The 25,768-nt window shown below is 40.3% G+C and carries 22 protein-coding genes and 1 other RNA gene; all 23 read right to left on the bottom strand.

What is annotated here, in order from left to right:
* Positions 1-75: 75 nt before the first annotated feature.
* Positions 76-1,380 (bottom strand): replication-associated recombination protein A, encoded by a 1,305-nt coding sequence (locus VAHSUH02_RS07070; RefSeq protein WP_051022577.1) that lies wholly within the window; start codon positions 1,378-1,380, stop codon positions 76-78.
* Positions 1,381-1,408: 28 nt separating this feature from the next.
* A non-coding RNA gene (ssrS, locus tag VAHSUH02_RS07075) (6S RNA) lies at positions 1,409-1,581 on the bottom strand.
* Between the two features lie 100 nt (positions 1,582-1,681).
* Positions 1,682-3,484: an aspartate--tRNA ligase gene (gene aspS / locus VAHSUH02_RS07080; RefSeq protein WP_005382603.1), complete on the bottom strand. Its 1,803-nt coding sequence runs from the start codon at positions 3,482-3,484 to the stop codon at positions 1,682-1,684.
* A 7-nt stretch (positions 3,485-3,491) separates the two neighbouring features.
* Positions 3,492-4,763: a histidine--tRNA ligase gene (gene hisS / locus VAHSUH02_RS07085; protein WP_005382602.1), complete on the bottom strand. Its 1,272-nt coding sequence runs from the start codon at positions 4,761-4,763 to the stop codon at positions 3,492-3,494.
* Positions 4,763-6,190: a coproporphyrinogen dehydrogenase HemZ gene (hemZ, locus tag VAHSUH02_RS07090; protein ID WP_005382601.1), complete on the bottom strand. Its 1,428-nt coding sequence runs from the start codon at positions 6,188-6,190 to the stop codon at positions 4,763-4,765. Before hemZ ends, hisS begins: the two co-directional genes overlap by 1 nt.
* The gene (locus VAHSUH02_RS07095) at positions 6,183-6,671 is read right to left on the bottom strand and encodes a Fur family transcriptional regulator (RefSeq protein ID WP_005376313.1); all 489 of its coding nucleotides are present in this window, start codon (positions 6,669-6,671) and stop codon (positions 6,183-6,185) included. The genes hemZ and VAHSUH02_RS07095 overlap by 8 nt, the downstream gene beginning before the upstream one ends.
* Before the next feature lie 30 nt (positions 6,672-6,701).
* Positions 6,702-7,337 carry an MBL fold metallo-hydrolase gene (locus VAHSUH02_RS07100; protein ID WP_005382600.1) on the bottom strand — a complete coding sequence of 212 codons (636 nt, stop codon included), beginning with the start codon at positions 7,335-7,337 and terminating at the stop codon, positions 6,702-6,704.
* On the bottom strand, positions 7,337-9,577 hold the full coding sequence (locus VAHSUH02_RS07105; protein ID WP_005382599.1) for a RelA/SpoT family protein: 2,241 nt from the start codon (positions 9,575-9,577) through the stop codon (positions 7,337-7,339). Before VAHSUH02_RS07105 ends, VAHSUH02_RS07100 begins: the two co-directional genes overlap by 1 nt.
* Positions 9,574-11,568, bottom strand: a complete 1,995-nt coding sequence (gene recJ / locus VAHSUH02_RS07110) for a single-stranded-DNA-specific exonuclease RecJ (RefSeq protein WP_005382598.1) — start codon at positions 11,566-11,568, stop codon at positions 9,574-9,576. Before recJ ends, VAHSUH02_RS07105 begins: the two co-directional genes overlap by 4 nt.
* A 278-nt stretch (positions 11,569-11,846) precedes the next feature.
* Complete coding sequence (gene hydG, locus VAHSUH02_RS07115) at positions 11,847-13,265, bottom strand: [FeFe] hydrogenase H-cluster radical SAM maturase HydG (RefSeq protein ID WP_005382597.1); 1,419 nt, start codon at positions 13,263-13,265, stop codon at positions 11,847-11,849.
* Positions 13,266-13,518: 253 nt separating this feature from the next.
* Entirely contained in the window at positions 13,519-13,803 is a 285-nt protein-coding gene (gene rpmA / locus VAHSUH02_RS07120; RefSeq protein WP_004696430.1) for a 50S ribosomal protein L27, read from the bottom strand.
* Positions 13,804-13,815: 12 nt separating this feature from the next.
* Positions 13,816-14,130 (bottom strand): ribosomal-processing cysteine protease Prp, encoded by a 315-nt coding sequence (locus VAHSUH02_RS07125; RefSeq protein ID WP_005382596.1) that lies wholly within the window; start codon positions 14,128-14,130, stop codon positions 13,816-13,818.
* 2 nt (positions 14,131-14,132) lie between these two features.
* Positions 14,133-14,444, bottom strand: coding sequence for a 50S ribosomal protein L21 (rplU, locus tag VAHSUH02_RS07130; protein WP_005377353.1), 312 nt, complete (start codon positions 14,442-14,444; stop codon positions 14,133-14,135).
* A 204-nt stretch (positions 14,445-14,648) separates the two neighbouring features.
* Entirely contained in the window at positions 14,649-15,224 is a 576-nt protein-coding gene (locus VAHSUH02_RS07135; RefSeq protein ID WP_038148631.1) for a manganese efflux pump MntP, read from the bottom strand.
* Between the two features lie 28 nt (positions 15,225-15,252).
* The gene (locus VAHSUH02_RS07140) at positions 15,253-16,680 is read right to left on the bottom strand and encodes an Rne/Rng family ribonuclease (protein WP_005382594.1); all 1,428 of its coding nucleotides are present in this window, start codon (positions 16,678-16,680) and stop codon (positions 15,253-15,255) included.
* 58 nt (positions 16,681-16,738) lie between these two features.
* Positions 16,739-17,434 (bottom strand): TIGR03936 family radical SAM-associated protein, encoded by a 696-nt coding sequence (locus VAHSUH02_RS07145; protein WP_038148630.1) that lies wholly within the window; start codon positions 17,432-17,434, stop codon positions 16,739-16,741.
* Positions 17,406-19,289, bottom strand: coding sequence for a TIGR03960 family B12-binding radical SAM protein (locus VAHSUH02_RS07150; protein ID WP_005382592.1), 1,884 nt, complete (start codon positions 19,287-19,289; stop codon positions 17,406-17,408). The genes VAHSUH02_RS07145 and VAHSUH02_RS07150 overlap by 29 nt, the downstream gene beginning before the upstream one ends.
* Positions 19,290-19,348: 59 nt before the next feature.
* Positions 19,349-20,452, bottom strand: a complete 1,104-nt coding sequence (gene rodA, locus VAHSUH02_RS07155; protein WP_005377365.1) for a rod shape-determining protein RodA — start codon at positions 20,450-20,452, stop codon at positions 19,349-19,351.
* Between the two features lie 7 nt (positions 20,453-20,459).
* A complete protein-coding gene (locus tag VAHSUH02_RS07160; protein ID WP_005382591.1) occupies positions 20,460-21,374 on the bottom strand; it encodes a P-loop NTPase in 915 nt (304 codons plus the stop codon).
* Between the two features lie 12 nt (positions 21,375-21,386).
* Positions 21,387-23,279: a penicillin-binding protein 2 gene (mrdA, locus tag VAHSUH02_RS07165; RefSeq protein WP_005382590.1), complete on the bottom strand. Its 1,893-nt coding sequence runs from the start codon at positions 23,277-23,279 to the stop codon at positions 21,387-21,389.
* 38 nt (positions 23,280-23,317) lie between these two features.
* Positions 23,318-23,809 carry a rod shape-determining protein MreD gene (gene mreD / locus VAHSUH02_RS07170; protein ID WP_005382589.1) on the bottom strand — a complete coding sequence of 164 codons (492 nt, stop codon included), beginning with the start codon at positions 23,807-23,809 and terminating at the stop codon, positions 23,318-23,320.
* Positions 23,806-24,723, bottom strand: a complete 918-nt coding sequence (mreC, locus tag VAHSUH02_RS07175) for a rod shape-determining protein MreC (protein ID WP_005377430.1) — start codon at positions 24,721-24,723, stop codon at positions 23,806-23,808. Before mreC ends, mreD begins: the two co-directional genes overlap by 4 nt.
* On the bottom strand, positions 24,720-25,757 hold the full coding sequence (gene mreB, locus VAHSUH02_RS07180) for a rod shape-determining protein (RefSeq protein ID WP_038148628.1): 1,038 nt from the start codon (positions 25,755-25,757) through the stop codon (positions 24,720-24,722). Before mreB ends, mreC begins: the two co-directional genes overlap by 4 nt.
* Between the last annotated feature and the right edge of the window lie 11 nt (positions 25,758-25,768).

Genomic DNA, 25,768 nt, shown 5'->3' on the forward strand with positions numbered 1-25,768 from the left:
TCGTATACAAACCCCTTACTTTTATATAAAAATCTATTTCAAATCATCATTATATTATACCATATATTGACCATTCTATTTATCTTTGCGCCTATCATTCCAATCTTTTAACAGATTATGCTCTACCCCACGATCGACGCCCGTATAATACTCAGCATGTATTAAAGGATCCGGTAAATATTGTTGCTTAACATATCCATTCGAATAATTATGAGCATATTTATAAGTTAGCCCATGTCCTAGTTTACTAGCTCCACTATAATGGCTATCACGCAAGTGATCCGGCACTTGTCCACAGTCCTTATGACGCACATCTGAAATAGCCGCATCAATACCTAGATATGCAGAATTGCTCTTAGGCGCTAGCGCCACATAGCACGCCGCCTCAGATAAAATGATACGCGCCTCTGGAAATCCCACCATATGCGCGGCCTGTGCTGCTGCATTAGCCAATATTAAGGCTTGTGGATCTGCTAATCCTACATCTTCGGCGGCACAAATGACAATACGACGAGCGATAAAATTAGGATCCTCACCGGCCTCTATCATACGTGCTAAGTAGTGAAGTGTAGCCTGTACATCGGACCCGCGCATACTTTTAATAAAGGCGGAAATTGTATCGTAATGACTATCTCCTTTTTTATCGTATGTATAAATGCGACGGCCTACGACCTTTTCAAGTATTTCTAAAGAGATTTCTTCACCATCGTGTACCATGGCCGCAGCTTGCTCCAAAATATTGAGTGCCATACGACCATCTCCATTGACGAAGATACCTATATCCTCAAGCAACTCATCCTTTACCTGTAAGTTACGAGCCCCTAAGCCTACTTTGCTATCTGTAAGAGCTCGCTTTAAAATTTGACTAATTGCCTTCGGCGTTAAGGCCTCCAATGTAATAAGTCGTAGCCTCGATAATAATGGGCGATTGACTTCAAAAAATGGATTTTCTGTAGTTGCCCCAATAAGAATAATCGTACCATCTTCAACGCAGGGTAACAGTACGTCTTGTTGACTCTTATTAAAGCGATGTATTTCATCGAGAAATAAAATGGTTCGTTGTTGCAAAGAACGAACGCGTTTCCGCGCATCTTCTATAATATTTCGCAATTCACCGATACCTGCATTTGTCGCATTTAAATTGACAAAATGGCTGTTGCTCATCTTAGCAATGATACCGGCTAATGTCGTTTTGCCAGTTCCACAAGGCCCGTAAAACAACATGGATGGTATTGTATCCTTTTCCACCATGGCGCGAAGGAATGTCCCCTTCCCTACCGCCTGTTCTTGACCATACAAATGATCAAGTTCTGTCGGTCTCATTCGCACCGGTAGTGGTTCATATTTATTCGTAGGTAATGCATCAAATAAACTATCCATGCTACCTCCATTCATTCTTTACATGCAAAAAAGCCCCACCATGCCGTAATGTACCGCGTTTTGATCCTGCAAGAGCAGGTGGGTGTCCTCCTCATCCTGCAGTTGTCCCGTGAGGGCGTAACGTTCAGACGAGAGTTCTGGACTCCCGAAGAAAATGTGTTGGCTCAAAACTGCGATATCACACGCACATGGCAGGGATATCTTATACATAAATAGTAGCAGAAAGATTTATCATTTACAAGACTTGACTTTTAAAATTTTAGCAATTCTTGCGGTCCTTTTATAATATGCTTACTTGCGATTATACCAAGGATTGTTCTTCTTCCTCTACATCTGGTTTTATGTGTAATTCTTTTAATTGTTTAGGTTCTACTTCAGATGGCGCTTGGCTCATGATATCAGAAGCGGATTGTGTTTTAGGGAATGCGATAACGTCGCGGATGGATTGGCGTTTAGCCATCAACATAACGAGACGATCAAGACCAAATGCACAACCTGCATGAGGTGGCGCACCGTATTTAAATGCATCAAGCATAAAGCCGAATTTAGATTTAGCTTCTTCTTCGGATAAACCAATTGCTTTAAATACTTTTTCTTGTACGTCAGATTGATAAATACGCAAGGAACCACCACCGATTTCAACGCCGTTCAATACCATATCGTAAGCAATTGCTTTTACGCTACCAGGATCGGATTGTAATTTATCAAGATCTTCGTGGCGAGGCATTGTGAACGGATGATGCATAGCAACATAGCGTTTTTCATCTTCGTTATATTCGAACATAGGGAAATCTGTTACCCATGTGAAAGCCAATTTATCTTCGTCAATCATATTCATACGACGAGCCATTTCAAGGCGCAATTCACCAAGTGCACGAGCAACAGTTGCTGGTTTATCAGCAATCATCAATACGAGATCGCCGCCTTTAGCACCCATTTTTTCACCGATATTGCGGATTGTATCTTCGCCTAAGAACTTCATGATTTGAGATTTAATGGAACCATCTTCATTGAAGCAAGCCCAAGCCAAACCTTTTGCACCATAGCGATTTACATATGCTACCAAATCATCGAGTTCACGACGAGGAATACCTGCATCACCAGGTACAACGATACCTTTTACGATACCGCCATTGTCGATAACAGAGCGGAATACTTTGAATTCAGTATCTTTTACGAGTTCAGTTACATCTGTGAAAGCCATGTCAAAACGAAGATCTGGTTTATCAGAACCATATTTATCCATCGCTTCATCCCATGTAATACGAGGCATAGGCAATGGAATTTCTTTGTCCAATGTCTTTTTGAACACTTCTGCAACCATTTGTTCCAATAGTGCATAAATGTCCTCTTCATCAACGAAGCTCATTTCCAAGTCGAGTTGTGTGAATTCTGGTTGACGGTCTGCACGCAAATCTTCATCGCGGAAGCAACGTACGATTTGGAAATATTTTTCATAGCCTGCTACCATCAAAATTTGTTTGAAAATTTGTGGAGATTGAGGCAATGCATAGAATGTACCTGCATTCACACGAGAAGGTACTAAATAGTCACGCGCGCCTTCTGGTGTAGATTTTGTAAGCATAGGTGTTTCGATTTCAAGGAAATCGCGGCTATCGAAGAAATCGCGCATAGCCTTTGTTACCTTATGACGCAAAATCAAGTTGCGTTGCATTTCTGGACGACGCAAGTCAAGATAACGATATTTCAAGCGGATATTTTCATCTACATCGATATTATCTTGAATGTAGAATGGAGGTGTTTTCGCAGAATTCAATACGCGAAGTTCTTCACAATACATTTCATAAGCGCCTGTAGGCAAGTTAGGATTGATTGCTTCTTCATCGCGTTTTGTAATTTTACCACGTACACAAAGCACATATTCATTACGAACATCTTCAGCCTTGTGGAAAGATTCCACATTATGATCTGGGGATGCTACAACTTGAACGATGCCAGAACGATCTCGCAAGTCCAAGAAGATCAAACCGCCATGGTCACGACGACGTTCAACCCAACCACATAATACAACCTCTTTACCTACTTCTGCTTCAGAAATAGTGCCACAACCGTGTGTACGGTGTAAGCCTTTCATTGTTTCCATTCTACTGTCATCCTTTCACCAAAGAAGATATACGTTCAGAAACAGATGCTAATGGCACTGTTTCTTGTTCACTTGTTTCCATAAAACGAATGATGGCCTCTTGCTTAGCCAATTCATCATCACCCACTATGATAACATATTTTGCATGAATTTTGTTAGCATATTTTAATTGAGCCTTCATACTTTTACCTTGTCCATCCATTTCCGCAGTGATATATGCGCTACGCAATGTTTGACAAATCTTGAAAGCTTCTATTTTTGCAGCCTCTCCAAGGGCTACTACAAATACAGCTGGTTCGATTGTCGGTTCAGGCAACAGATTTTGTTTTTCTAAAGCCAACAACAAGCGTTCCATGCCCATTGCAAAACCAATAGCTGGTGTATGAGGACCATCGAGTTCCTCTACAAGGCCATCATAACGACCACCACCGGCAACGGCACTTTGCGCACCTAATGGAGTATATTGAACTTCAAAGGCAGTTTTTGTGTAGTAATCTAGGCCACGAACCAAACGTGGATTTAGATTATATTGAATATTCGCCGCATCAAGTAATGTTTTAAGTTCTTCAAAATGGGTATTACATTCTTCGCATAGATGTTCATGAATCTCAGGAGCGCCTACGGATAAGGCTTTGCACGTTTCATTTTTGCAATCCAATAAACGTAATGGATTTTTGTACAACCGCTCTTGGCAATCTTCACAAAGTTGATCTTTTTTAGGTTCAAAGAATTCGATCAACTTTTGACGATACGTAGGACGACAGTTTGGACAACCTACAGAGTTCACCTCTACATTGAGATCCTTAAGACCAAAATCTTTCAACAACTGTACGATCATACAGATAACTTCGCTATCCACTACAGGAGATGGAGATCCGAGTACTTCTGCACCAAATTGATGGAATTCACGATAGCGACCAGCTTGCGGTTTATCGTGACGGAACATAGAACCCATATAGAACCATTTTGTTAAATTTTCTTTACCATACACCTTATTTTCAAGGTAAGCCCGTACGGCAGAAGCCGTATTTTCAGGGCGCAATGTATAGCTTTGTTCCTTGTCATCGCCAGTGGAGAAGGTATACATTTCCTTTGATACTACGTCCGTAGTTTCCCCAATGCCCCGCAAAAATAATTTTGTATCTTCAAAGGCAGGTGTGCGAATTTCACTAAAGCCATAAGCTTTACAAATTTCGCGCATATGCTGTTCTATATAATGCCAATTTACAATTTGTTCTGGCAAGAAATCTTGTGTACCTCTTGGTCTTTTAATAGCCATTACACAACCTCCCAAAATGATTTACATAATGCATGCCGCTTAGCTAATAAAGCATCTAATGTATCTGTATATACATCTACATCCTTTGGCATGTGTTGCTTTTTCTGTCTAAACGCAGGAGCCTTCATCCATTTAGATGATCCACCTGGTCCCATAGACATAATTGTTTGCCGCTCTTCCATAATTTGAATATTATATTCACACGCTTTACCTGGCAATGTATACCCAATATTTTCGAGTTGACCTCTCATATATTGTTGGCGATATAGATAATACGGCACATAACCTGCCTGCTCTAATCGCTCCTGAGCATACTGCACCATGTGTTTTACCACGGACTCATCAGGTACATCATGTTGCATGTTCAAATCATATAGCGGACTACCACGTTTGATAGCTAACGTATGAATTGTAACATTTTCAGGCAAATTATGACAAATATAATCCATGTTATGAACCATATGTTTTATATTTTGCCCTGGCAGTCCTGCTATAAAATCCATATTAACAGCAAAATTTGTATGTTTTTTAACATATTGATACATATCATCGATATCTTGTGCCCTATGTCCACGCCCGATGCGGCGTAATATGGTATCGTCCATCGTTTGAGGATTAATGCTAATGCGATTCACATGACACGCTTGCATAGACTGTATTTTTTCAGTGGTTATGGAATCTGGTCTTCCCGCTTCAACCGTGAATTCATGCCCTTCCGGTATCAATGCAGATAATCCAGTTAGGACTCGATGAAAGTCTTCATTATTCAATATAGTGGGTGTACCACCACCCATATAGAGCGTTTTAATGTGCAAATTGTAACTTTCACAAATCTGGCGCACATCATCTATATCCTCTAATAAGGCTGCTATGAATTCAGATTGTCGATGATACTCTTGATATAAGCCGTATGGAAATGAACAATATATACAACGTGTTTCGCAAAACGGAATCCCACAATAGAGACTTATATCCTTATTAGAATGAGACTCTAAAAAAGGACGTTGATATTGTCCAATACGGCTAAGAATATCTAATTTTTCCAAAGACACAGAAAACTCGTCCCCAATGTGACGAGTTGCATCCTCTAATGAACCATATTGGTCTATATATTTATGAAGTAATTTAGTAGGACGCACCCCTACCATCGTGCCCCACTCATTATGAGCAGGTAAACCTTGTTCTGTACGCAACAACACGAGTAAGGACTGGCCTATTGAGCGTCGCCCCATAGAAGATACAGGACCTGTCAAAGTATGTTCAACACCTCGAATAGACACGGTCAAGACATACATATCATCACGCTTAACAGCCTGTAGGATTACATCAGCCTTTTCATTGCGCGAAAATAGCCCTGCTGCGCCACAGTTGTGGGCCACTACCGATCCAAGCGGTAGTGGCCCTGTGTAATGATATCCATTAAGCATGATGTGACATTTTATCGAGCTTTTCAAGTTCTGCTGGCGTCATATGCGCTTGGCAATCACTGCAGTAACCATATACTTTTAATTGATGATCGATGGTACGGAAATTCAATTTCTTTGCAATGATAGATTCCAATGTTTCTAGCATATCATCTTCAAACTCGGAAACCTTACCACATTTTACACAGATCAAATGATGATGGAAATGGGCAAACTCTTCGTCATTTAATTCATAACGATTACGGCCATCACCAAAGTCAAGACGTTTTAACAAATCTAGTTCTGTAAATAAATCCAATGTACGGTAGATAGTAGCAAGTCCGATATCTGGCGCTACTTCTTTTACCAATACATATACGTCTTCTGCACTCAAGTGATTTTCTTCAGCATCGATGAAAGCTTGTAAAATCGTTTGACGTTGTGTAGTCAATTTATATTTTTTATCTTTAATGCGTTCTTTTAATTTTTCCAATGTTGTATTCATAATTACTATCCCCTTTACTAAATAAATTAATTAAGCACCTACAAATGGATTATATTGTTTTTCATAACCAATTTGTGTTTCTGGACCATGTCCAGGATATACCATAGTATTGTCTGGCAATGTATATAACTTTGTTTTAATCGCGTCGATGAGGGCATCATAATCACCTTCTACAAAATCAGTGCGCCCCACAGATTGATTAAATAAAGTATCCCCAACAAATACTAAACCCGGCATATAGTAGCATACGCCGCCAGGTGTGTGACCTGGTGTTTCGTATACTGTCAAATCAATAGCACCACATGTGATGTGATCACCTTCATGAACCTCTATAATGCGTCCTTTTACGGTAATCGGTGTAGGATTGCTATAATTGCTTAGATTCAATTCCGGATCACTTAAGTATTTCACATCATTATGATGTATATAGATAGGCACATCGTAAGCATCTACAATGCCTTGTACGCCACCGATGTGATCCCCATGACCATGAGTTAAGAGAACTGCTTTCGGCTTTAAATTATATTTTTTTAAAGCATCGAGTACCTCTGTCGTAGCAGGATCGATAATGAACGCTTTCCCCTGTTCCTTATCGCCTATCACATAACAATTGGTTCCAAGCGGTCCTAACGGCATACGCATGAGAACTAAATTTGATGTATCCATTATGCACCACCTTTACTACGTTGTACCGTGTAAACTTCACGGATACGACGCAATTTAGTCATAACAAAATCAAGTTGCGATATATCTCGAATTTCAACAACGATGTTGATCATTACATTTTTCGTATTTTCAAGGACTTTGGCATTCATATTGGTAATGGTAATTTTCAATTCTGAAAGCACCGCCATTACCTCCATGAGGATTCCTGATCTATCATAGGCTTGAATATCGATGCCTACATGGAAGGATTCACTCGATGCTTCATCCCACGAAACTTCAATCATACGCTCTAGATCTTCCGGTGTATGACCAAGGCTTGTACAATCAGAGCGATGTACAGAAACACCACGACCTCTTGTAATATAACCGATAATATCGTCGCCTGGTACAGGATTACAACATTTCGCCATACGAACCATAACACCAGGTTCGCCTTTTACGAGAACACCAGTGCCATTCTTAGCCTTTTTGGCCCCTTGTACCTTTAACTTTTCAATGATTTGTTCCGTTGTTTTACGAGCATCTTCATGCTCTTTAGATTTTTTGTATAGTTCAACTAATCGCAATAGAACGGTACTTACCGGTATCCCACCATAGCCACAAGCGGCATAGAGTTCATTTTCAGTATTGGACTTCAACTGTTTTACAACTTGTTGAATGCGATTGTCACTACAAAGCTCTTTCCAACTATAATTGAGGCGTTTTGCTTCGCGCTCAAGTGCTTCAAGACCCTTTTCAATATTTTCTTCTTTATTTTCTCGTTTGAACCAATTACGGATTTTGTTCTTACTTTCAGAGGAGCCTACAATATTGAGCCAATCAAGGCTTGGTTTACCAGTTTTAGAGGTAATGATATCGACGATATCCCCATTTTGCAAGGTGTAATCCAGAGGCACAATTTTACCATTAACCTTTGCCCCTACACAACGATGGCCTACATCGGTATGAACGCGATAAGCAAAGTCGAGTGGTACAGAACCGATAGGCAACTTGACCACATCACCCTTAGGTGTAAATACAAATACCTCACCAGAGAATACGTCTAATTTCAAAGCATTAACAAGTTCCTTAGGATTAGACGTATCTTGCCATTCTAACACTTGACGAAGCCATGCAACCTTCTGGTCAAATTCTTTATCAGCGCCCTTATTACCTTCTTTGTAACGCCAGTGAGCGGCGACACCATATTCGGAAACACGATGCATTTCCCATGTACGAATTTGGATTTCTACAGGTTGCCCCATCGTACCGATAACCGTAGTATGCAAGGATTGATACATATTGGATTTCGGCATGGAAATATAATCTTTAAACCGATAAGGCAACGGTTTCCAAATGCTATGAGCAATACCTAGAACGGCATAGCAATCCGGTACAGTATCAACAATAACGCGTACAGCCAATAAATCATAAATTTGAGACAAGTCGCGATTATCCTTTTTCATCTTTTTATAGATACTATAAAAATGCTTTGGTCGTCCCTTGATATCCGCTTTGATACCGGCCTCACCAAGAGCCTTCGTCAATTGTTCCATCGTATCGTTAACGATATCTTCACGGGCTTGACGCTTTTGTTTCATTTGATCAACGAGATCATAGTATTTATCTGGTTCTAGGTACCGGAAGGATAAATCCTCCAGTTCCCATTTTACGTTGAAAATACCAAGGCGATGAGCTAAAGGAGCAAAAATTTCCAACGTTTCCTTAGCAATGCGTTTTTGTTTATCGCTACGCATATCTTTTAAGGTACGCATATTATGCAACCGGTCACCCAGTTTGATAACGACAACGCGCACGTCTTTCGCCATGGCTAAAATCATCTTGCGATAATTTTCCATTTGGCGATCTTCTTTAGTTTCATATTGGAACTGATTTAATTTTGTTACCCCATCAACGAGGAACGCCACTTCAGCGCCAAATAATTTTTCAATATCTTCCTTTGTATACTCCGTATCCTCAACGACATCGTGGAGCAAGGCTGCAATCAATGTAATATGATCGATTTGCAAATGCGCCAAAATCTCTGCCACTGCAAGAGGGTGCATGATATACGGTTCACCAGAGGCTCTAAATTGACCTTCATGGGCTTTATCTGCAAGGGTGAAAGCCTTCATGATTTGGTCGCATTCATCATCTCCTAGATACGAATGCACATAATCCATAAACTCTTTTAAGGCCTCTTCTTTATTAAAGCCTTTTTGTTCAACTAAGGCTTTGCCTTCTTCATTTATGGTCATCATTGTATCACCTCCTGCGGACTATATGTAATAAACGTAACGGATGTTGTCAAATCAAGCTTACCATTGATGACATTCCAACGGATCATCGCTTGTCCATTATCGTTCGTTTCTTCGCTAATAATACCTAATTCTTTAAACACATCAAGGGCCATCAATGCAGATGAACCATTTTGATTGGTGGGTTTACGCCGCAAAATTTCTTGTTCCACATGGTATAAAGAATTAGCGCCGCCTTTTAATGCGAGGCGTACAATTGTATATATTTCACGTAAACCTTCAGCACTTAATTGAATAGGTTCTTCTATGATAGGCTCTATATCTTGAATCATGAGTTGTGGAGATACAAAACCTTGCCATTCATTTTTTTGAAGTGTAAAGGCAACTTTCACATTCATGCCTTGAAAAATATGTCTAAACAAATCAGGGCGATTCCAAGCGATAGCATCAACGCTACCATTGGCGGTGGCTAAAATCACCTTACAGTGATTTTTAAGTTGCCCCATCAGCATAATGTCCTGCACCTTAGCATCCATAACGCCAAATATAGGGGTACTATTGCCCATCCCATACGGTTCTAAGGCGGACACACAATCTACAATATCAACATCGATATCATCAACGGGCAATGTGGCATCAATGGATACAACAGGAATATACTCATCAGGAGAAACATGAGCCTTACAATACTCGGTTAAGCGCTGACGCAATTCATCAATACGGCTAGCATCTATACTAAATCCAGCCGCTGCGGCATGGCCGCCAAATTGAATCAATATATCTTCACAGGATTTTAATGCATTATATATATTAAAACCTTCAATGCTACGACAAGAGCCTTTACCTACGCCATTATCAATGCTAATAACAAGTGTAGGCTTGTAAAACTCTTCTACCAATCGCGATGCGACGATACCGATAACACCGGGATGCCAATTTTCTCCAGCTACTACTGTTACATAATCTGCTAGATGACCTTGAGCAGCCACATTAGCGCGGGCCCCTTCGTGAATAGAGCGTTCTATTTCTTGACGTTCCATATTCGTTTCTTGTAATTCTTGAGCAATTGTTTCTGCCAAATCTACATCGTCCGTAACAAGTAGCTCAACGGCACGCGTTGCATGAGTAACACGGCCTGCCGCATTTAGGCGCGGTGCTAAGGTAAATCCAATATGTCCTGCGGTGATCGTTTTATCATGTAAGCCGGCCACATCGATAAGTTTATCGATGCCTAAATTAGGCAACTCATTCATCTTCTTAAGTCCAGCCTGAACGATGATGCGGTTTTCTCCAACCAACGGAACGACGTCAGCAACGGTTCCAAGTGCAACGATATCTAAATCATCAAGATACCACTCTCCGCATTGACGCAACCAGAGCGCTTGGCATAATTTAAATGCAACGCCTACACCGGATAAGTGTTTATCCCTATAAGGACAATCTGGTTGTTTGTGATTGATAATGGCACGGACAGGTGGAATTTGAGGCGGTGCCGTATGATGGTCTGTAATAATGATATCGATGCGATCACAAACGGCCTCGACAATATCATAAGAGCTAATACCACAGTCCACGGTTATCACCAAAGATGCACCATCAGAGATAATATGCTCTAATGCCTCTAAATTTAATCCGTATCCCTCGCTTTGGCGTTCAGGAATATAATAGCTTACGCGAGCCCCCATTTTAACTAAAAAGCGATATAACAGCGATGTAGCCGTAATACCATCCACATCATAATCTCCATAGACGACTATAGATTTTTTTGCTTCTATGGTTTCTAAGATGAGCGCAACCGCCGTTTCCATATCCTTTAAGGTAAAGGGATCAAGCAAATCTTTAAGTGTACCTTCTAAGAAGCGATGGCCTTCATCGCTATCTATATTCCGATTCACCATCAATCTTGCTACAATCGGATTTACACCGAGTTCACGGATCAATGTATTTTCTTTTTCTGTATCCCTTGGCATAATATGCCAACGTTTCTTCTTCATAATCCAAAACCTCGGTGACATGTATATAAAATAATGTTGATGAATAATGTAATAATTCATAATCAATATTAACATTGTTTATAAATCTATTATCATTATCATTTTCTTTCATTATACAATAAACGCCCTTATAAATAAAGGGTTTTATCATTATTTTCCATATATAATTTACTTGTTTTTCTCAACAAAACAGCACTGCTTATTATCATTCTCATAATAAGCAGTGCTTGTTCATATAGTTATATACTATTTTTTACACATGAAATATTAGCAAAAAACTAGAAACGGAAATCTCGTTTTCCATCTTCCATTTGAGCAATGTAAGCCTTTGCCTTATCTTTTACCAAATCATTCTTGATATTTTCCAATTGGTCTTCAATAACCTTGGCACCATGTTTTTTCGTCTTTTCATCGCCGTAATCCATGATGTATTCATTCAACGTCATTAATGCATTAGGTTGGCAACAGTTATGGATTTGGCCGGATTTAGCAAGCGCCATAAAGCGGTCGCCAGTACGTCCTGCACGATAACAAGCGGTACAGAAACTTGGTACATAACCAAGGCCCAAGAGCCAATCTACAATTTCATCCAATGTGCGCGTATCGCTACGGTCGAATTGTGCGGAGTTATCTTCTGGTTTTTCCTCTTCTTTATAGCCGCCTACACTAGTGCGAGAGCCACCGCTGATTTGGGAAATGCCTAATGCCAAACCACGTTCACGCATAGATTGGCTTTCACGAGTGGACATAATCATACCAGTATACGGTGTAGATACACGAATAAGAGCCACGATTTTTTCAAAGATATCATCCGGTACAGCATTGCTGAAATCATCTACATCGATGTCATCAGCAGGGCAAATACGAGGTACAGAAATCGTATGAGGGCCTACACCATGAACAGCTTCTAAATGCTCGGCGTGCATCAAAAGGCCTACAAAATCATATTTGTAATGTTCTAGACCATACAATACGCCAATGCCTACATCATCGATGCCGCCTTCCATAGCGCGGTCCATCGCTTCTGTATGGTACGCGTAATCACTCTTAGGTCCTGTTGGATGCAAAGCTTCATAATTTTCCTTATTATATGTTTCTTGGAACAATGTATAGGTACCAATGCCAACATCATGCAATTTTTTATAATCTTCAACGGAACATGCAGCGATATTTACATTAACGCGACGAATTTCACCATTTTTATTTTTAATACTGTAAATCGTCTTAATAGATTCCAAAATATAATCAAGAGGATTGTTAAGTGGATCTTCGCCAGATTCGATAACAATGCGCTTATGCCCCATTGCTTCTAGAGCGATAACCTCCTCTTTAATTTGTTCTTGAGTCAATTTTTTTCGTTTAATATCGCGGTTCTTAGAGTGATATGGGCAATATACACAGCCATTGATACAATAATTAGATAAATATAGCGGCGCAAACAATACAATGCGGTCACCATAAATAGCTTTTTTAATTTCTTTAGCTAGTGCAAATAGCTTTTCTTTGTATTCAGGTAATGGACATTCCAAGAGAACTGCCGCTTCTCTATGATTTAGCCCCTTAAACGTAGCCGCCTTAGCTAAAATTTGGTCTAATAATTCGCGATTTTCTTTATTTTTCTCTGCATAGGCAAGAGTATCAAGGATTTCTTGATGAGAAATAAATTCCTCCGCCTTAGGAGATTTTACATCATACATAGTACTTACCTCAAATCTTTCCAGTGGACATGCCACTCTAGTTAGGTCTGTGAAAGTATATCATTACTATTTTAGTAATCTTTCACCGATACTGTACTAAGTATACCACTATTCCTACTAAAAAGCATTGGAATTTACTATAACAAATAATCATTTTCCCAATGCACTGTATACGATAAACCATAATCTACCTAAACAATAATACAAAAAATCCCTAGTGGAAAACCACTAGGGATTAATAGTCTTTGTAAAATTAAGCTTCTACAGGGTATACGCTAACTTTACGGTTATAACGACCAGCACGTTCAAATGCTACTTTACCAGGCACAAGTGCGAATAAAGTGTCATCTTTACCGATACCTACGTTAGTACCAGGGTGGAAGTGAGTACCACGTTGACGAACGATGATGTTACCGCTCTTTACAATGGAACCATCATGGCATTTAACACCAAGACGTTTAGATTCACTATCACGACCATTACGAGTACTGGACACACCTTTTTTATGTGCGAACAATTGCAAATCAAAAGTAAACATGAAGTTCACCTCCTATATTTCGTGTATTTGGACAAACTTTGGATACTGTTTACTAATTTCTTCTAGTCCAAGAAGCATAGTATTTAATATATCCTGACCACTCCGGGTTATTTCACCAGAGAGGACCATATCACATTGGCCTTCGCTATTAGAAAACTCACCTTTTTGCTTAGCAATTTTGGTAAGCCCTAATATAGCTGTAGCAGACAGTACAGATACTGCTGCACACACTATATCATAGCCATGTTCATCATATCCTGCATGACCGGACATATGACAACCAATGACTTGGTTATCCTTGTTCCGCTGGATTCCAATGAAAACCATAATTAAGCTTGGATAGATTCAATACGAACTTTTGTGAACGGTTGACGATGGCCTTGACGACGACGGTAGTTGGATTTAGCTTTATATTTGAATACTAAAACTTTTTTACCTTTACCATGTTCAAGAACTGTACCTGTAACTTTTGCACCGTTTACAAGAGGAGCGCCAACTTTAACGTCGCCGTCATTCACTACAGTCAAAACTTCTTCGAATGTTACGGAATCGTTAGCAGCTGCTTCCAATTTTTCGATAGTAATTACATCGCCTTCAGCAACGCGATATTGTTTACCACCAGTTTTAATAATTGCGTACATGAGAACACCTCCTTGTTATCGAACTCGCTGAATTCGGTATCCCGACCCGAACATCGGTCGGGCGTTTAAACCTGCTTCACGCGGATTGCAAAGTTCAGTAAACCGAACTAATACTGATATAGTATATCGTATTTACACATCTATGTCAAATACAAATCCTCTTATATACGCTCAGTTTCTGACACTTTCATATATATACAACGTTTAAAATTCTCCGATAATACCAAGGTGTTGCAAGAGTATCTTAGTACCGATAAGAATTAAAACGCCGCCTCCGAGTATGTCTGCATATTTTCCTACGAATTGGCCCATGAATTTACCTAAATATACACCAATCAAAGATATACCAAAGGTAATAACACCAATCATGGTCGATGCCTCCCATACATTGATTGGTAAAAAGGCAAAGGTTAAACCTACAGCCATCGCATCAAGGCTCGTTGCCACAGAGAGCATAATCATTTCCCAAGCGCCTAAGAATTGCTTATCATCATCTTCATCATCGTCATCACTAAGACCTTCTCGAATCATAGCAATTCCAAGATATCCTAAAAGGCCAAAGATAATCCAATGATCCCATTCAGAGATAACATCGATAAACTGACGACCAATAAGCCATCCTATAACGGGCATAAGGAACTGAAATAGTCCGAATAAAAAGGCTAAGGTCACTTTTCGACCATTTTCACCTACTGGCATAGTCAAACCCTTGCCAATAGAAACGCCAAAGGCATCCATGGCCAGACCAATACTAATTAAAATGATTTCAAAAACAGACACGATACTCACCTATCAACATACGACTTACTTATTCTGCTACAGCCATCAAAGAATACCCTTCCCGGCTAATTTGTGGATTCACTACGATTGAAATACTCCGACCAATAGAAGCACCTAAATCATCGAGTACAGATTTGGTTAGATATTGTGCCACCTCTGGGTGGACCTCAATTTCTAAATTAGATTTAATACGACCAGATTTAAATAGTTCCCGAATCCGACGTACAATCTGCATATATACAGTTCGACCAGACAACATATGTCCGGTACCACCGCATTGTGGACATGTATCAAACATCAAGGTTTGTAACCCTTGGCGTGCACGCTTTCGCGTCATCTCCACTAAACCGAGCGAACTAATACCACAGACAACGGTTTTCATCTTATCTAGTTTAGCCTGAGCACTCAATAATTTTAATAACTCTTGTTGATGCTCTTTATCCTTCATATCAATAAAATCGACGACGATAATACCACCGATATCGCGCAAGCGCAATTGGCGACAAATTTCTTTGGCCGCCTCTTTATTAACTGTGAAAGCTAAGTCTTCTAGCTTATTCGATTTCCCTGTATAGTGAGCCGAGTTTACATCAAATACGGTAAGGGCTTCCGTATGATCAATGCGAATAGATCCACCAGAAGGAAGATTAATATCGCGGGAGATAAGATCTTCTAATTGAGGTTCAATGTGGTTCGCTTTAAAGATAGGAGTACTATCTCGATGGCGTGTTACTTTGATTTGTTGAGAGGTAGGTCCGTGTCCTAAAAGATCCAACAGTCGAGATTCGCCCATATCAGAATCGACGATAATTTCCTCTACATTGCGATGCGCGTAATCTCGCACGAGGCGAAACCAAAAGTCCGCATCACTGTAAAGATCTGTACCACTTTTGGCAACCTTAAATCGCTTTAACACATGTTGCCATGTGCGCCATAAGTAGTCCATATCACGAGCGATTTCATCGGCACTGGCCTTAGCTGCAGCCGTACGGATAATGAATCCACAACCTTCTTTTACATAAGGCGCTGCCAACTCTTGTAATTGAGCACGGATAGATTCATCGGTAATCTTTTTTGAAATATGCATGCCTTCAGAATAGGGCAATAGCACCATAAATCGTCCAGCTAAACTTACATCTGCTGTAACGCGTGCCCCCTTGCCAAGCATTTCTTCTTTCACCACTTGAACGAGAATTTGTTGCCCCACAGATAGGCGTGGCAATATTTTCTGTTCCTTACCTTGTTGAAGGTTCAAGTAAGCATTTTGAGAGCCTCCAATATCAACGAAAGCAGCTTGCATTCCATTCAAAACATTTTTAACAGTACCCTTGTACATATGATTCGCCATGTGAGACTCATCAGTGCGTTCCAAAACAAAATCTATAAGCTGTTCCTTTTCATCGATGACAGCCATGCGAATTTCCTCGCGCATAACATTGACCAAAATTTTATGCATCCTATCCCTCCCTTCTGTTCAGTTTAACTGTAGTATATGCCAAATCAAACACATAGCCTTAATAATTAATTTCTAATGGTGTAAAACGACCTTCTTCATTTTCTACCATAATCGCTTTACGGTGAATTTCGTAACCAGAAGTAATAGGCCAATTATATTGATCCTTGCCAAGATTCCATACTTCACTCGGTTTTATAGTACCTTGTGGATAAATACCAATCCCCATCGTTAGTGTCACCATACCATCGTGCATGGACGCTACAATCGGTTCTTTTACGAATTCTTTTACATCGATAATACGCGTCTTTTTAGGGGTAACCTTTTCATAAGAAATTTCAGTAGCCTCATTAAAAGGCTTAAGTAAGCTATCCCAGTCAACATTCTGTTCCGTTACAGGACCTGTTACTTCGTAAATTGCGTAATTGCAGATGGCCATCATCTTTTTAACCTTATCAGGCATGACCTTACCACCGAGAACCTCAAGTCCACGAGGAGCCCCTGCATTTAATCGCGCCATAATAGACTCTAAGCTATCATCGTCCAACACATCCATATCAATATATTCTGCTTCTGCCGTTACACCTAGTGCTAGTGCAGAAGAAAAACTAATTTTCATGTGCGGATTAAATCCCTCGGAATAGGCCATTTTGATTTCTGCACGGCGAATCATGCGCTCTACGGCTTGTGCAAAATCGAGATGCGACAAGAATCGTAATTCTTCGCCTTTATGTAAGGCCAAACGTAATTTTTTCAACTCTGCCACCCTCCTTATAATCTACAATAGCCGTATCTAATTCAGGGCATACATTACAACCCTTACATGGTCCACGACGACAATCTGGCGTTAATTTCTCAGCAACGGCCTGTTCCCATTCGCGTTTTAAGAAGGCCTTGCTTACAGTACAATCCAAATGATCCCATGGCAATGGCTCATCAAAATCACGGGTGCGACGCGCATAATACGCAGGATCAACACCGCAGTTTTCAAAAGCCTGTAACCATGTTTCATAGCTAAAGAACTCAGTCCAGCCATCAAATTTACAACCGAGTTTCCATGCTTCTACTAATACCTTGGATAATCTACGATCGCCACGGGCAAATACAGCCTCCATATAACCGGTATATCCATCATGATAATGATAGGAAATATTGCGATTATTAATAAGCGATTTTAAATATTTTTGCTTACGATGGATTTCTTCCACATCTTGTTGACCATACCATTGATATGGAGAATGTGTTTTTGGTACGAAAAACGATACACTAACGGTTACGCTACCATTGCGCTTACCCGTAATATCGCGATGCAAATCAAGCACCTTGTACGCCAAATTAGCAATACCTGCTAAATCTTCATCAGTCTCAGTAGGCAACCCCATCATAAAGTATAGTTTTACCGTATTCCATCCAGACTTAAAAGCATTTGTACAAGCGGCTAGCAAATCTTCTTCACTAACACCTTTATTGATAACATCGCGCATGCGTTGAGAACCTGCTTCTGGTGCAAAGGTAAGACCACTCTTACGCACTTGTTGTACCTTCTTAGCAATATCAATAGAGAAACTATCAATACGCAATGATGGTAAGCTGACGCTAACCTGTTTATCTTTAAACTCTTCCATGAGCATATCTACCAATTCTGGTAACTTGGAGTAGTCAGCAGAGCTTAAACTCATCAAAGAGATTTCATTGTAACCTGTATTAGCAATCGTTTCTTTAGCAATTTCTAACAACCGTTCTGGTGTTCGTTCACGAACAGGACGATAGAGCATACCGGCCTGACAGAATCGACAACCGCGCGTACAACCACGGAACAATTCAAGAACAGCCCGATCATGAACGATATCCAAAAACGGTACCACCGGTTTTGTAGGGAAGAATACATGTTCTACATCTTCTATAATACGTTTTTGAATCGTAGCAGGCACGTCTTCAAAGCATGGTGTAATCGCTTTAAAATCGCCTTGTTCCGTATACTCTACATCATATAATGCTGGGCAATAGGTACCGGGAATTTGTGCTGCTTTTCGCAAGAAAGCTTCTTTACCACCAGGGAATCCCTTCGCTTTTTCTGCTTTCAATAGGTCGATAAACTCATCGCCCCATTCTTCAGATTCACCGAGGGACACAATGTCAAAGAAATCCGCAATTGGTTCCACATTATACGCACAAGGTCCACCACATACGAGCAATGGGAAATCCATATCCCGATCCTTTGCATACATCGGTATACCTGCTAGATCAAGCATATTTAGAATATTGGTAAAACTCATCTCATATTGTAGTGTGAACGCAAGTACATCAAAGTCCTTTATAGGCGTACGTGTTTCTAAAGAGAATAAGGGAATATTGCGTTTTCGCATTTCCTCTTCCATATCGTGCCAGGGTGCAAATACACGCTCTGCTACTGCATCTTCACGGCGATTGACTAAGCCATATAGAATCTTGATACCCAAATGGCTCATAGCCACTTCATACACATCGGGAAATCCTAGCGCCATAGTTATATCAACAGTACTGTGATCTTTCACTATACTGTTATATTCACCGCCCGTATAACGAGCTGGTTTTTGGACATGTTGTAACCATGACGTATCTAATTGAATCATACATCCTCCGTCTTTTGTAAAAGACTTCTTTCAAACTCATTCCTAAATTAGAATGATAACTAAAAAATATATTTTTTACGCTGCATTGATATATTTAATAAAATACCAACACTTATCATGTTTGTGGTCAACGCACTAACACCATAACTGATGAATGGCAATGGTATGCCTGTAACCGGCATAATCCCCATGGTCATGCCCGCATTGACCAATACCTCGAAGCATAACATGGATCCAATCCCTGTAGCCAATAACATACCGAAGCGGTCATTACATGAATATGCTACCTTTATGCTTCGATAAATAAGCATAAATAAAAGAATTAATACAAAGATACAGCCTATAAAGCCTAGTTCTTCACCTATAACAGAAAAAATAAAATCTGTGTGATTTTCAGGCAAAAAGTTTAGCTGACTTTGTGTACCATTAAATAATCCTTTACCAAATATAGTACCTGAACCAATAGCAATCTTAGACTGAATGATATGATATCCAGAACCAAATGGGTCGATATCAGGATTCATAAATACGAGAATCCGCTGCTTTTGATAGTCTTTCAACACAAACCAAGCCAACGGCATTAGTAAAACGCCTACCGTAGCGATAATACGAACTAAGCGCAATCGTATGCCAGAAACAAAGAGCATGCCCACAAAAATCGCTATATAAACGAGGGATGTTCCCAAGTCTGGTTGCATAAATACTAGCAAAATAGGTATGCCTACATATAAGATAGGCACAACAAGAGATTTAAAGGTATCTAATTTATTGTAACGAGACTCTAACATCTTTGCCATACAGATAATCATCAGTAATTTAGAAAACTCTGATGGCTGCAGCGTAATAGGCCCTAACTGGATCCAACGCTGTGCACCTAAGGCAGATGTACCTACAAAGATTACGGCTAACAACAACATAATCGTTACTATATATATGCCGTTAGCCCAATCTTTTAACTTATGATAATCCATAAATTGAATACCAATCACAAGGGCCACATTAATAAGAAAGAAGATGAGTTGCTTCGCCACTAGTGTGGAAAAATGAAGTCCTGTTTGATTAATATGGGTGGCACTTCCGATGGCAACTACCCCCATGGCAACAAGTAATAGTGTACATATGATGATTGTCCAATCACAATCACGCCAAATTCTTTGTAACATATGGCACCTACTTTATACGAACCCGACGCCACATACTTTCTTTACCAGAAAGAAGTCGATTTCGCGTAGACCAAGAATTTGTATATATTACAGGATTAGTAGAATTATCATCATCGGACTCAACAGGCTGAGCTAATGTGGCCGTCACAGAAGGTTCAGTAACTTTTACAGTCGTCACTTCGTTGAAGCGCTCAATAAGTTCTTGTTCATCCCAAGCATCTCCAGAGGTTATGTACTCTACTACAGGAGCTAGCATATGGCGATATGCTTTTGGCATATCTTGAATGAGTACACCATCCTGTGTATTATCTAGTATTTGTGTGTCATAAGGTAATATAGAGCCCACATATTCAGCACCGAGTGCATCGAGCATATCATACATATTCGGCATATCCCGATCCGTACGGACTGCATTAAATACAACAGCATAATCGCGATGGCCATATTCACGACAGAATTGAATGGTACGTGCTGCATTTCGTATGGACACCCACAAAGGTTGAGTAACAATTAGAAACCGCTGTGCTAGCTCTACAATAGATTCCAACCCACGACCGATACCTGCAGGACAATCTACAAGTACATAATCATAAGACTTAGCTAAGTGGCTTACAAGTTTTCGATATTTTTTGCGTCCCATATCTTCCCAGCGCACACTTTGACTAGCTGGCAAAAAATATAGATTATCCTGAACTTTCATGACTACATCATCAGCCATGGATTTATCTTCTAATGCATTATATGCATCAAAACATACCTCATCTTCTTTTCCCAAGATAATATCTAAGTCGCGCAAACCAAAATCGCCATCACAAAGAAGAACTCGATATCCTTGTTCGCTAAGCGCAGCCCCTAAGCAGGCTGTTATCGTCGTTTTACCTACGCCACCTTTACCTGAGATAAGACCGATTATATCCCCCATTGTATATCCTTCCTATTCCTTTACACTTGGCTTAATTTCCTGTGTTTCTTTTTTATTGGTTGTTGTTTTTGTATCAGTTGTTTTTGTGTCAGTCGTTTTTGAACTACTAGTAGGCACCTTAAAATAGGCACTCAAAATATCCCGTACAATCGGTCCTGCAGAGCCTGCACCAAAACCACCTTGCTCAACGAGAGCAACGACGACAATTTGAGGCTTATCATATGGTGCATACGCAACAAACCAGCCATGATCTCGGCCATGTGCGTTTTCCGCAGTCCCTGTTTTACCTGCTACAGCAACAGGGAAGCCTTTAAACAATTCACCAGCCGTACCACCTTCGCTAGTTACATCGCGAAGACCTTCTCGAATAAGGTCCATAATATTTTTAGGTACTGGAAGTACGCCTAGGTTCTTAGGTCCAAAAATTTCAGCTGGTGTCCCATCGGGATTATCAACACGACTCACCACATATGGTTGGTAACGAGTACCTCCATTCGCCACTTGACTGAGAAGTACAGCCATCTGTAATGGCGTTACCAAATGGAATGATTGCCCGATAGCCGCATCAAAGGTTTCGCCCAAATACCAATCTTGATCAAATACTTTCCGTTTATACTCTGGACTTGCTACATTACCGGCTGCTTCACCGACCAGATTGATACCCGTTTTTTCACCTAAGCCAAAATAATGAGCATAGGTATCGATATTTTCAATGCCTAAGCGATTACCCATTTCATAAAAATACACATTATCAGACTTAGCCAAAGCACGATTAAAATTCAACCACCCCAATGCTTCGCCTTCTGCATTTCTCTTATCAATGAGCCAGTGTTTCCCACTATCAAAAATCATTTCATCAGGAGTTACCTTTTTCAAGTCTAATGCAGCTGTACCAGTTACAATTTTAAAAGGTGATCCTGGTGGATATTCACCAGCAATGACCTTATTTTCAAAAGGATGACTCTTGTCATTGTTCAATTGATTCCATTGAGTCGATGTAATGCCCTTGGCAAACCAATTAGGATTAAATTCTGGTGCACTTACCATGGCAAGAACCGCGCCAGTATTAGGGTCTAATGCAACCACGGCTGCACCCGTTGCACCTGAACTACGCAACTGATCCAATTCCTTTTTAACAGCCTCTTCTGCCGCTTTTTGAATATTCACATCAATAGTAAGATGAATATTTGAACCCGGTACAGTATGCTTGCGATCGACCTCTGCTACAGGTCGGCCAGACGCATCAACCTCTAATTGCTTGCCACCGTCAACGCCACGAAGCACTGAATCATATAATTTTTCTAAACCAGCACGGCCTAGGATAGATCCAGCACCAACTGTTGTATTAGGGTCTTGTTCCTTAATTTCTGCTAGTTCATCTTCACTTACTTCACCAACATACCCAAATAGCTGAGATGCCATAGTTTCATATGGATAATATCTTAAAGGTTCTACATCGATAGAAACACCAGGCAATTCATGACGATGTTCTTCGATACTAGTCACCACGTCCATGGAGATATCGTTAGCTATACGTATCGGTTCATAACCATGTTTGTGGTCTTCTACCTTTTTTTGAATTTCTTCTGGCTTTTTATGTAACAATGTAGCTAGCTTAGCCAATTCATCATCATCTAAAGGTTTGCCATTAGGCATAATAGAAATGGTATAGGCCGGTCTAGAACCGACTAAAATCTGACCATTTCTATCATACATAACCCCACGAGCAGCCGTCATAGGTACAATGCGCAGGCGGTTACCCTCTGCTTTAGCTTGATAATAGCCACCCTCTAATATTTGCATAGCAAATAGACGGAGCCCTAGAATAACGAAGATACCCATTACAATATAGAAAAGCACATCAAAACGGCTCGTTTTTTTTCTTTTATATAAACTTTCAAGCACCTATGATTCCCCTTATATGCTTTACTAAATCAGCAATACTACCAAATATAATCTTCTTTTTCTTCCATAAGGCCCATGAGTTTATGTCCTATACCACCTAATATGGCATTCCAAAATACAGTTGGCATCACCATATGCCCCATGTAAGAAATGAATTGGATATCACCACCACTGGCACCGATCATGATGCAGCGCATAATTCCATCTAAAATTGTACAAACACCGATAATGCCGCATGACCAGTACCAACGCTCTTCGTATACACTACTTTTTACAAGAGACAATAGATATACTACGACAATATACGGAAAGAGATGTAATCCAAAAAAGTTAGATATCAAAATATCGTGAATGGATCCACCTACTACAGCAGCGATAAGCCCCATTTTTCGACCTTTAAAAATCGTGACTAAAACTACAGCAGTCAGTATACAATTGGGTAGCCAATTCGTATGAAATATGGCCGGTAATAATTGAGCCTGTATAAAATACAAAGCACAACACACGAGAATTAATGCAATATACCTCATTGATTTACCGCTCCTTTAGCCCCTTGCACTTGGTCACGCTGCGTTTGAGGAACTAATTTAGGTTCTAATTTTGCTTTATCTGGTGTTTGCACTGTAGAGGCAGTAATAATAAACACCTCTTCTAAGCGATTAAAATCAACGCTTGGTTGGATAGCCGCGTTTTTCACGAAACCTTCTGTATCATTTGTAATCGTTAATACATTACCCACTAACAAGCCCTTTGGATAAATTCCACCATAACCAGAGGTAATCAATTTATCGCCTACAAGGACATCACCATCACGTGCAATATTGACCATCATTGGCTCATTAGGATGATTACCATCCCCTTTTACCACACCGGCCAAACGTGATTCAGGACGCTGTACGATAACACCAATTGCGCTACGAGGGTCCAAAATAGTTTGAACACGTGCTGAATTAGGATATACATCGGTAACAAAGCCCACAACGCCACTTGGTACGACAACAGCCATATTAGGTTGTATGCCGTCATTCTCGCCCCGGTCAATGGTAAATGTATTTGACCATGTACCGAAATCTTTAGTAATAATGCCCGCCAAGGTCATCGTAAACTCTGGGTGGGACGATTTATAGTTAAGCATCTGACGTAGGCGAATATTTTCGGCCACAACTTCATCGTGATTTAACACCTTTTGTTGCAAATCTGCAATGGTATTATCCTTATCATTGCTTTCAACAAAACCCGATATAGCATTATCAATGATACGTATGCCGGTTTGAATTGTTGAAAGCACACGAGCTGAACCATATGTGAATGGGGTAACAATTTTTTCAAATGGTACGGTTACAAAGGGGATACTAGTTCGCTGTTTCCAGGCAAAACCAAGAAGGGCCATGATAATACAGCCGAGGACAACAAAGATTAATAATTTACGATCTGACTGTATCATACACGTCCCCTTCTATCCTTTGAATTAATAATAAAACGAGCTAATTCTACAATTTGACCTGAACTACGATGCAAACCTTGTACAACCTTTAACTCTGGATCAGAAGCAACCTGAACAGGCACCCCCATTTCGGAGCTAATTCGCTCTGCTAGCCCCTGCAAACGAGCCATACCACCTGTTAACACAATTCCATGCTGCATAATATCAGCCACTAATTCAGGAGCTGTAACGCGTATCATTTGTTGAATTGCATCTAAAAAGTCTGCAAGGCGTTTATTAATCACTTCGTAGATTTCAGATTGATGAAGTACAGCGCGTCTAACTATACCACTCGTCATATCGCGACCAGTAAAGGAGAATTCACAATCCTCCGCAGGTACAATCGCAGTACCTATAGCATGTTTAATATCCGTTATAGTTTGCTCGGATACCATTAAACCAAAACACTGATTAATATATTGCATGATGGCGCGATCTAAATCGCCGCCACCAAACCGTATCGTCTTACTAATAACCGTGCCACCTAATGAGATAATCCCCATGTCGGCAGTACCTTCACCAATATCAATAACCATAGATCCACGAGCCTCAAAAATTGGTAAACCGGAACCTATAGCGGCAGCCACAGGGCGTTCAATCAGAAAGACTTCCCGCGCGCCTGCTTGGATTACGGCATCCATCATGGCCCGTTGTTCTACATCAGTCATGCCACAAGGAACGCCAACGAGTACACGAGATCTACGCAATGTATTGGATACCTTGTGAAGAAAATATTTTAACATCGTATGCATTACGCGGTAATCGACGATAAACCCATCTTGTAGCGGTGTCAACTCCATCCACATATCAGGCATGCGTCGTACAATGCGATCTGCATCATCACCGACAGCAACAATTTTATCTAATTTTGTATCAGTAGCCACAATGGAGGGCTCACTCATCATGGTCTCGCGCGTGCCCCCCATGACACGTGTCATAGACGTACCAATATCGATACTCACGTCTTTTCCAAAAGACGGTAAAATGGAATTCATAATGCTAATCT

Origin of the sequence: Veillonella atypica KON (assembly GCF_002959915.1) — a bacterium.
In the GTDB taxonomy this organism is placed as follows: Bacteria; Bacillota; Negativicutes; order Veillonellales; family Veillonellaceae; genus Veillonella; species Veillonella atypica.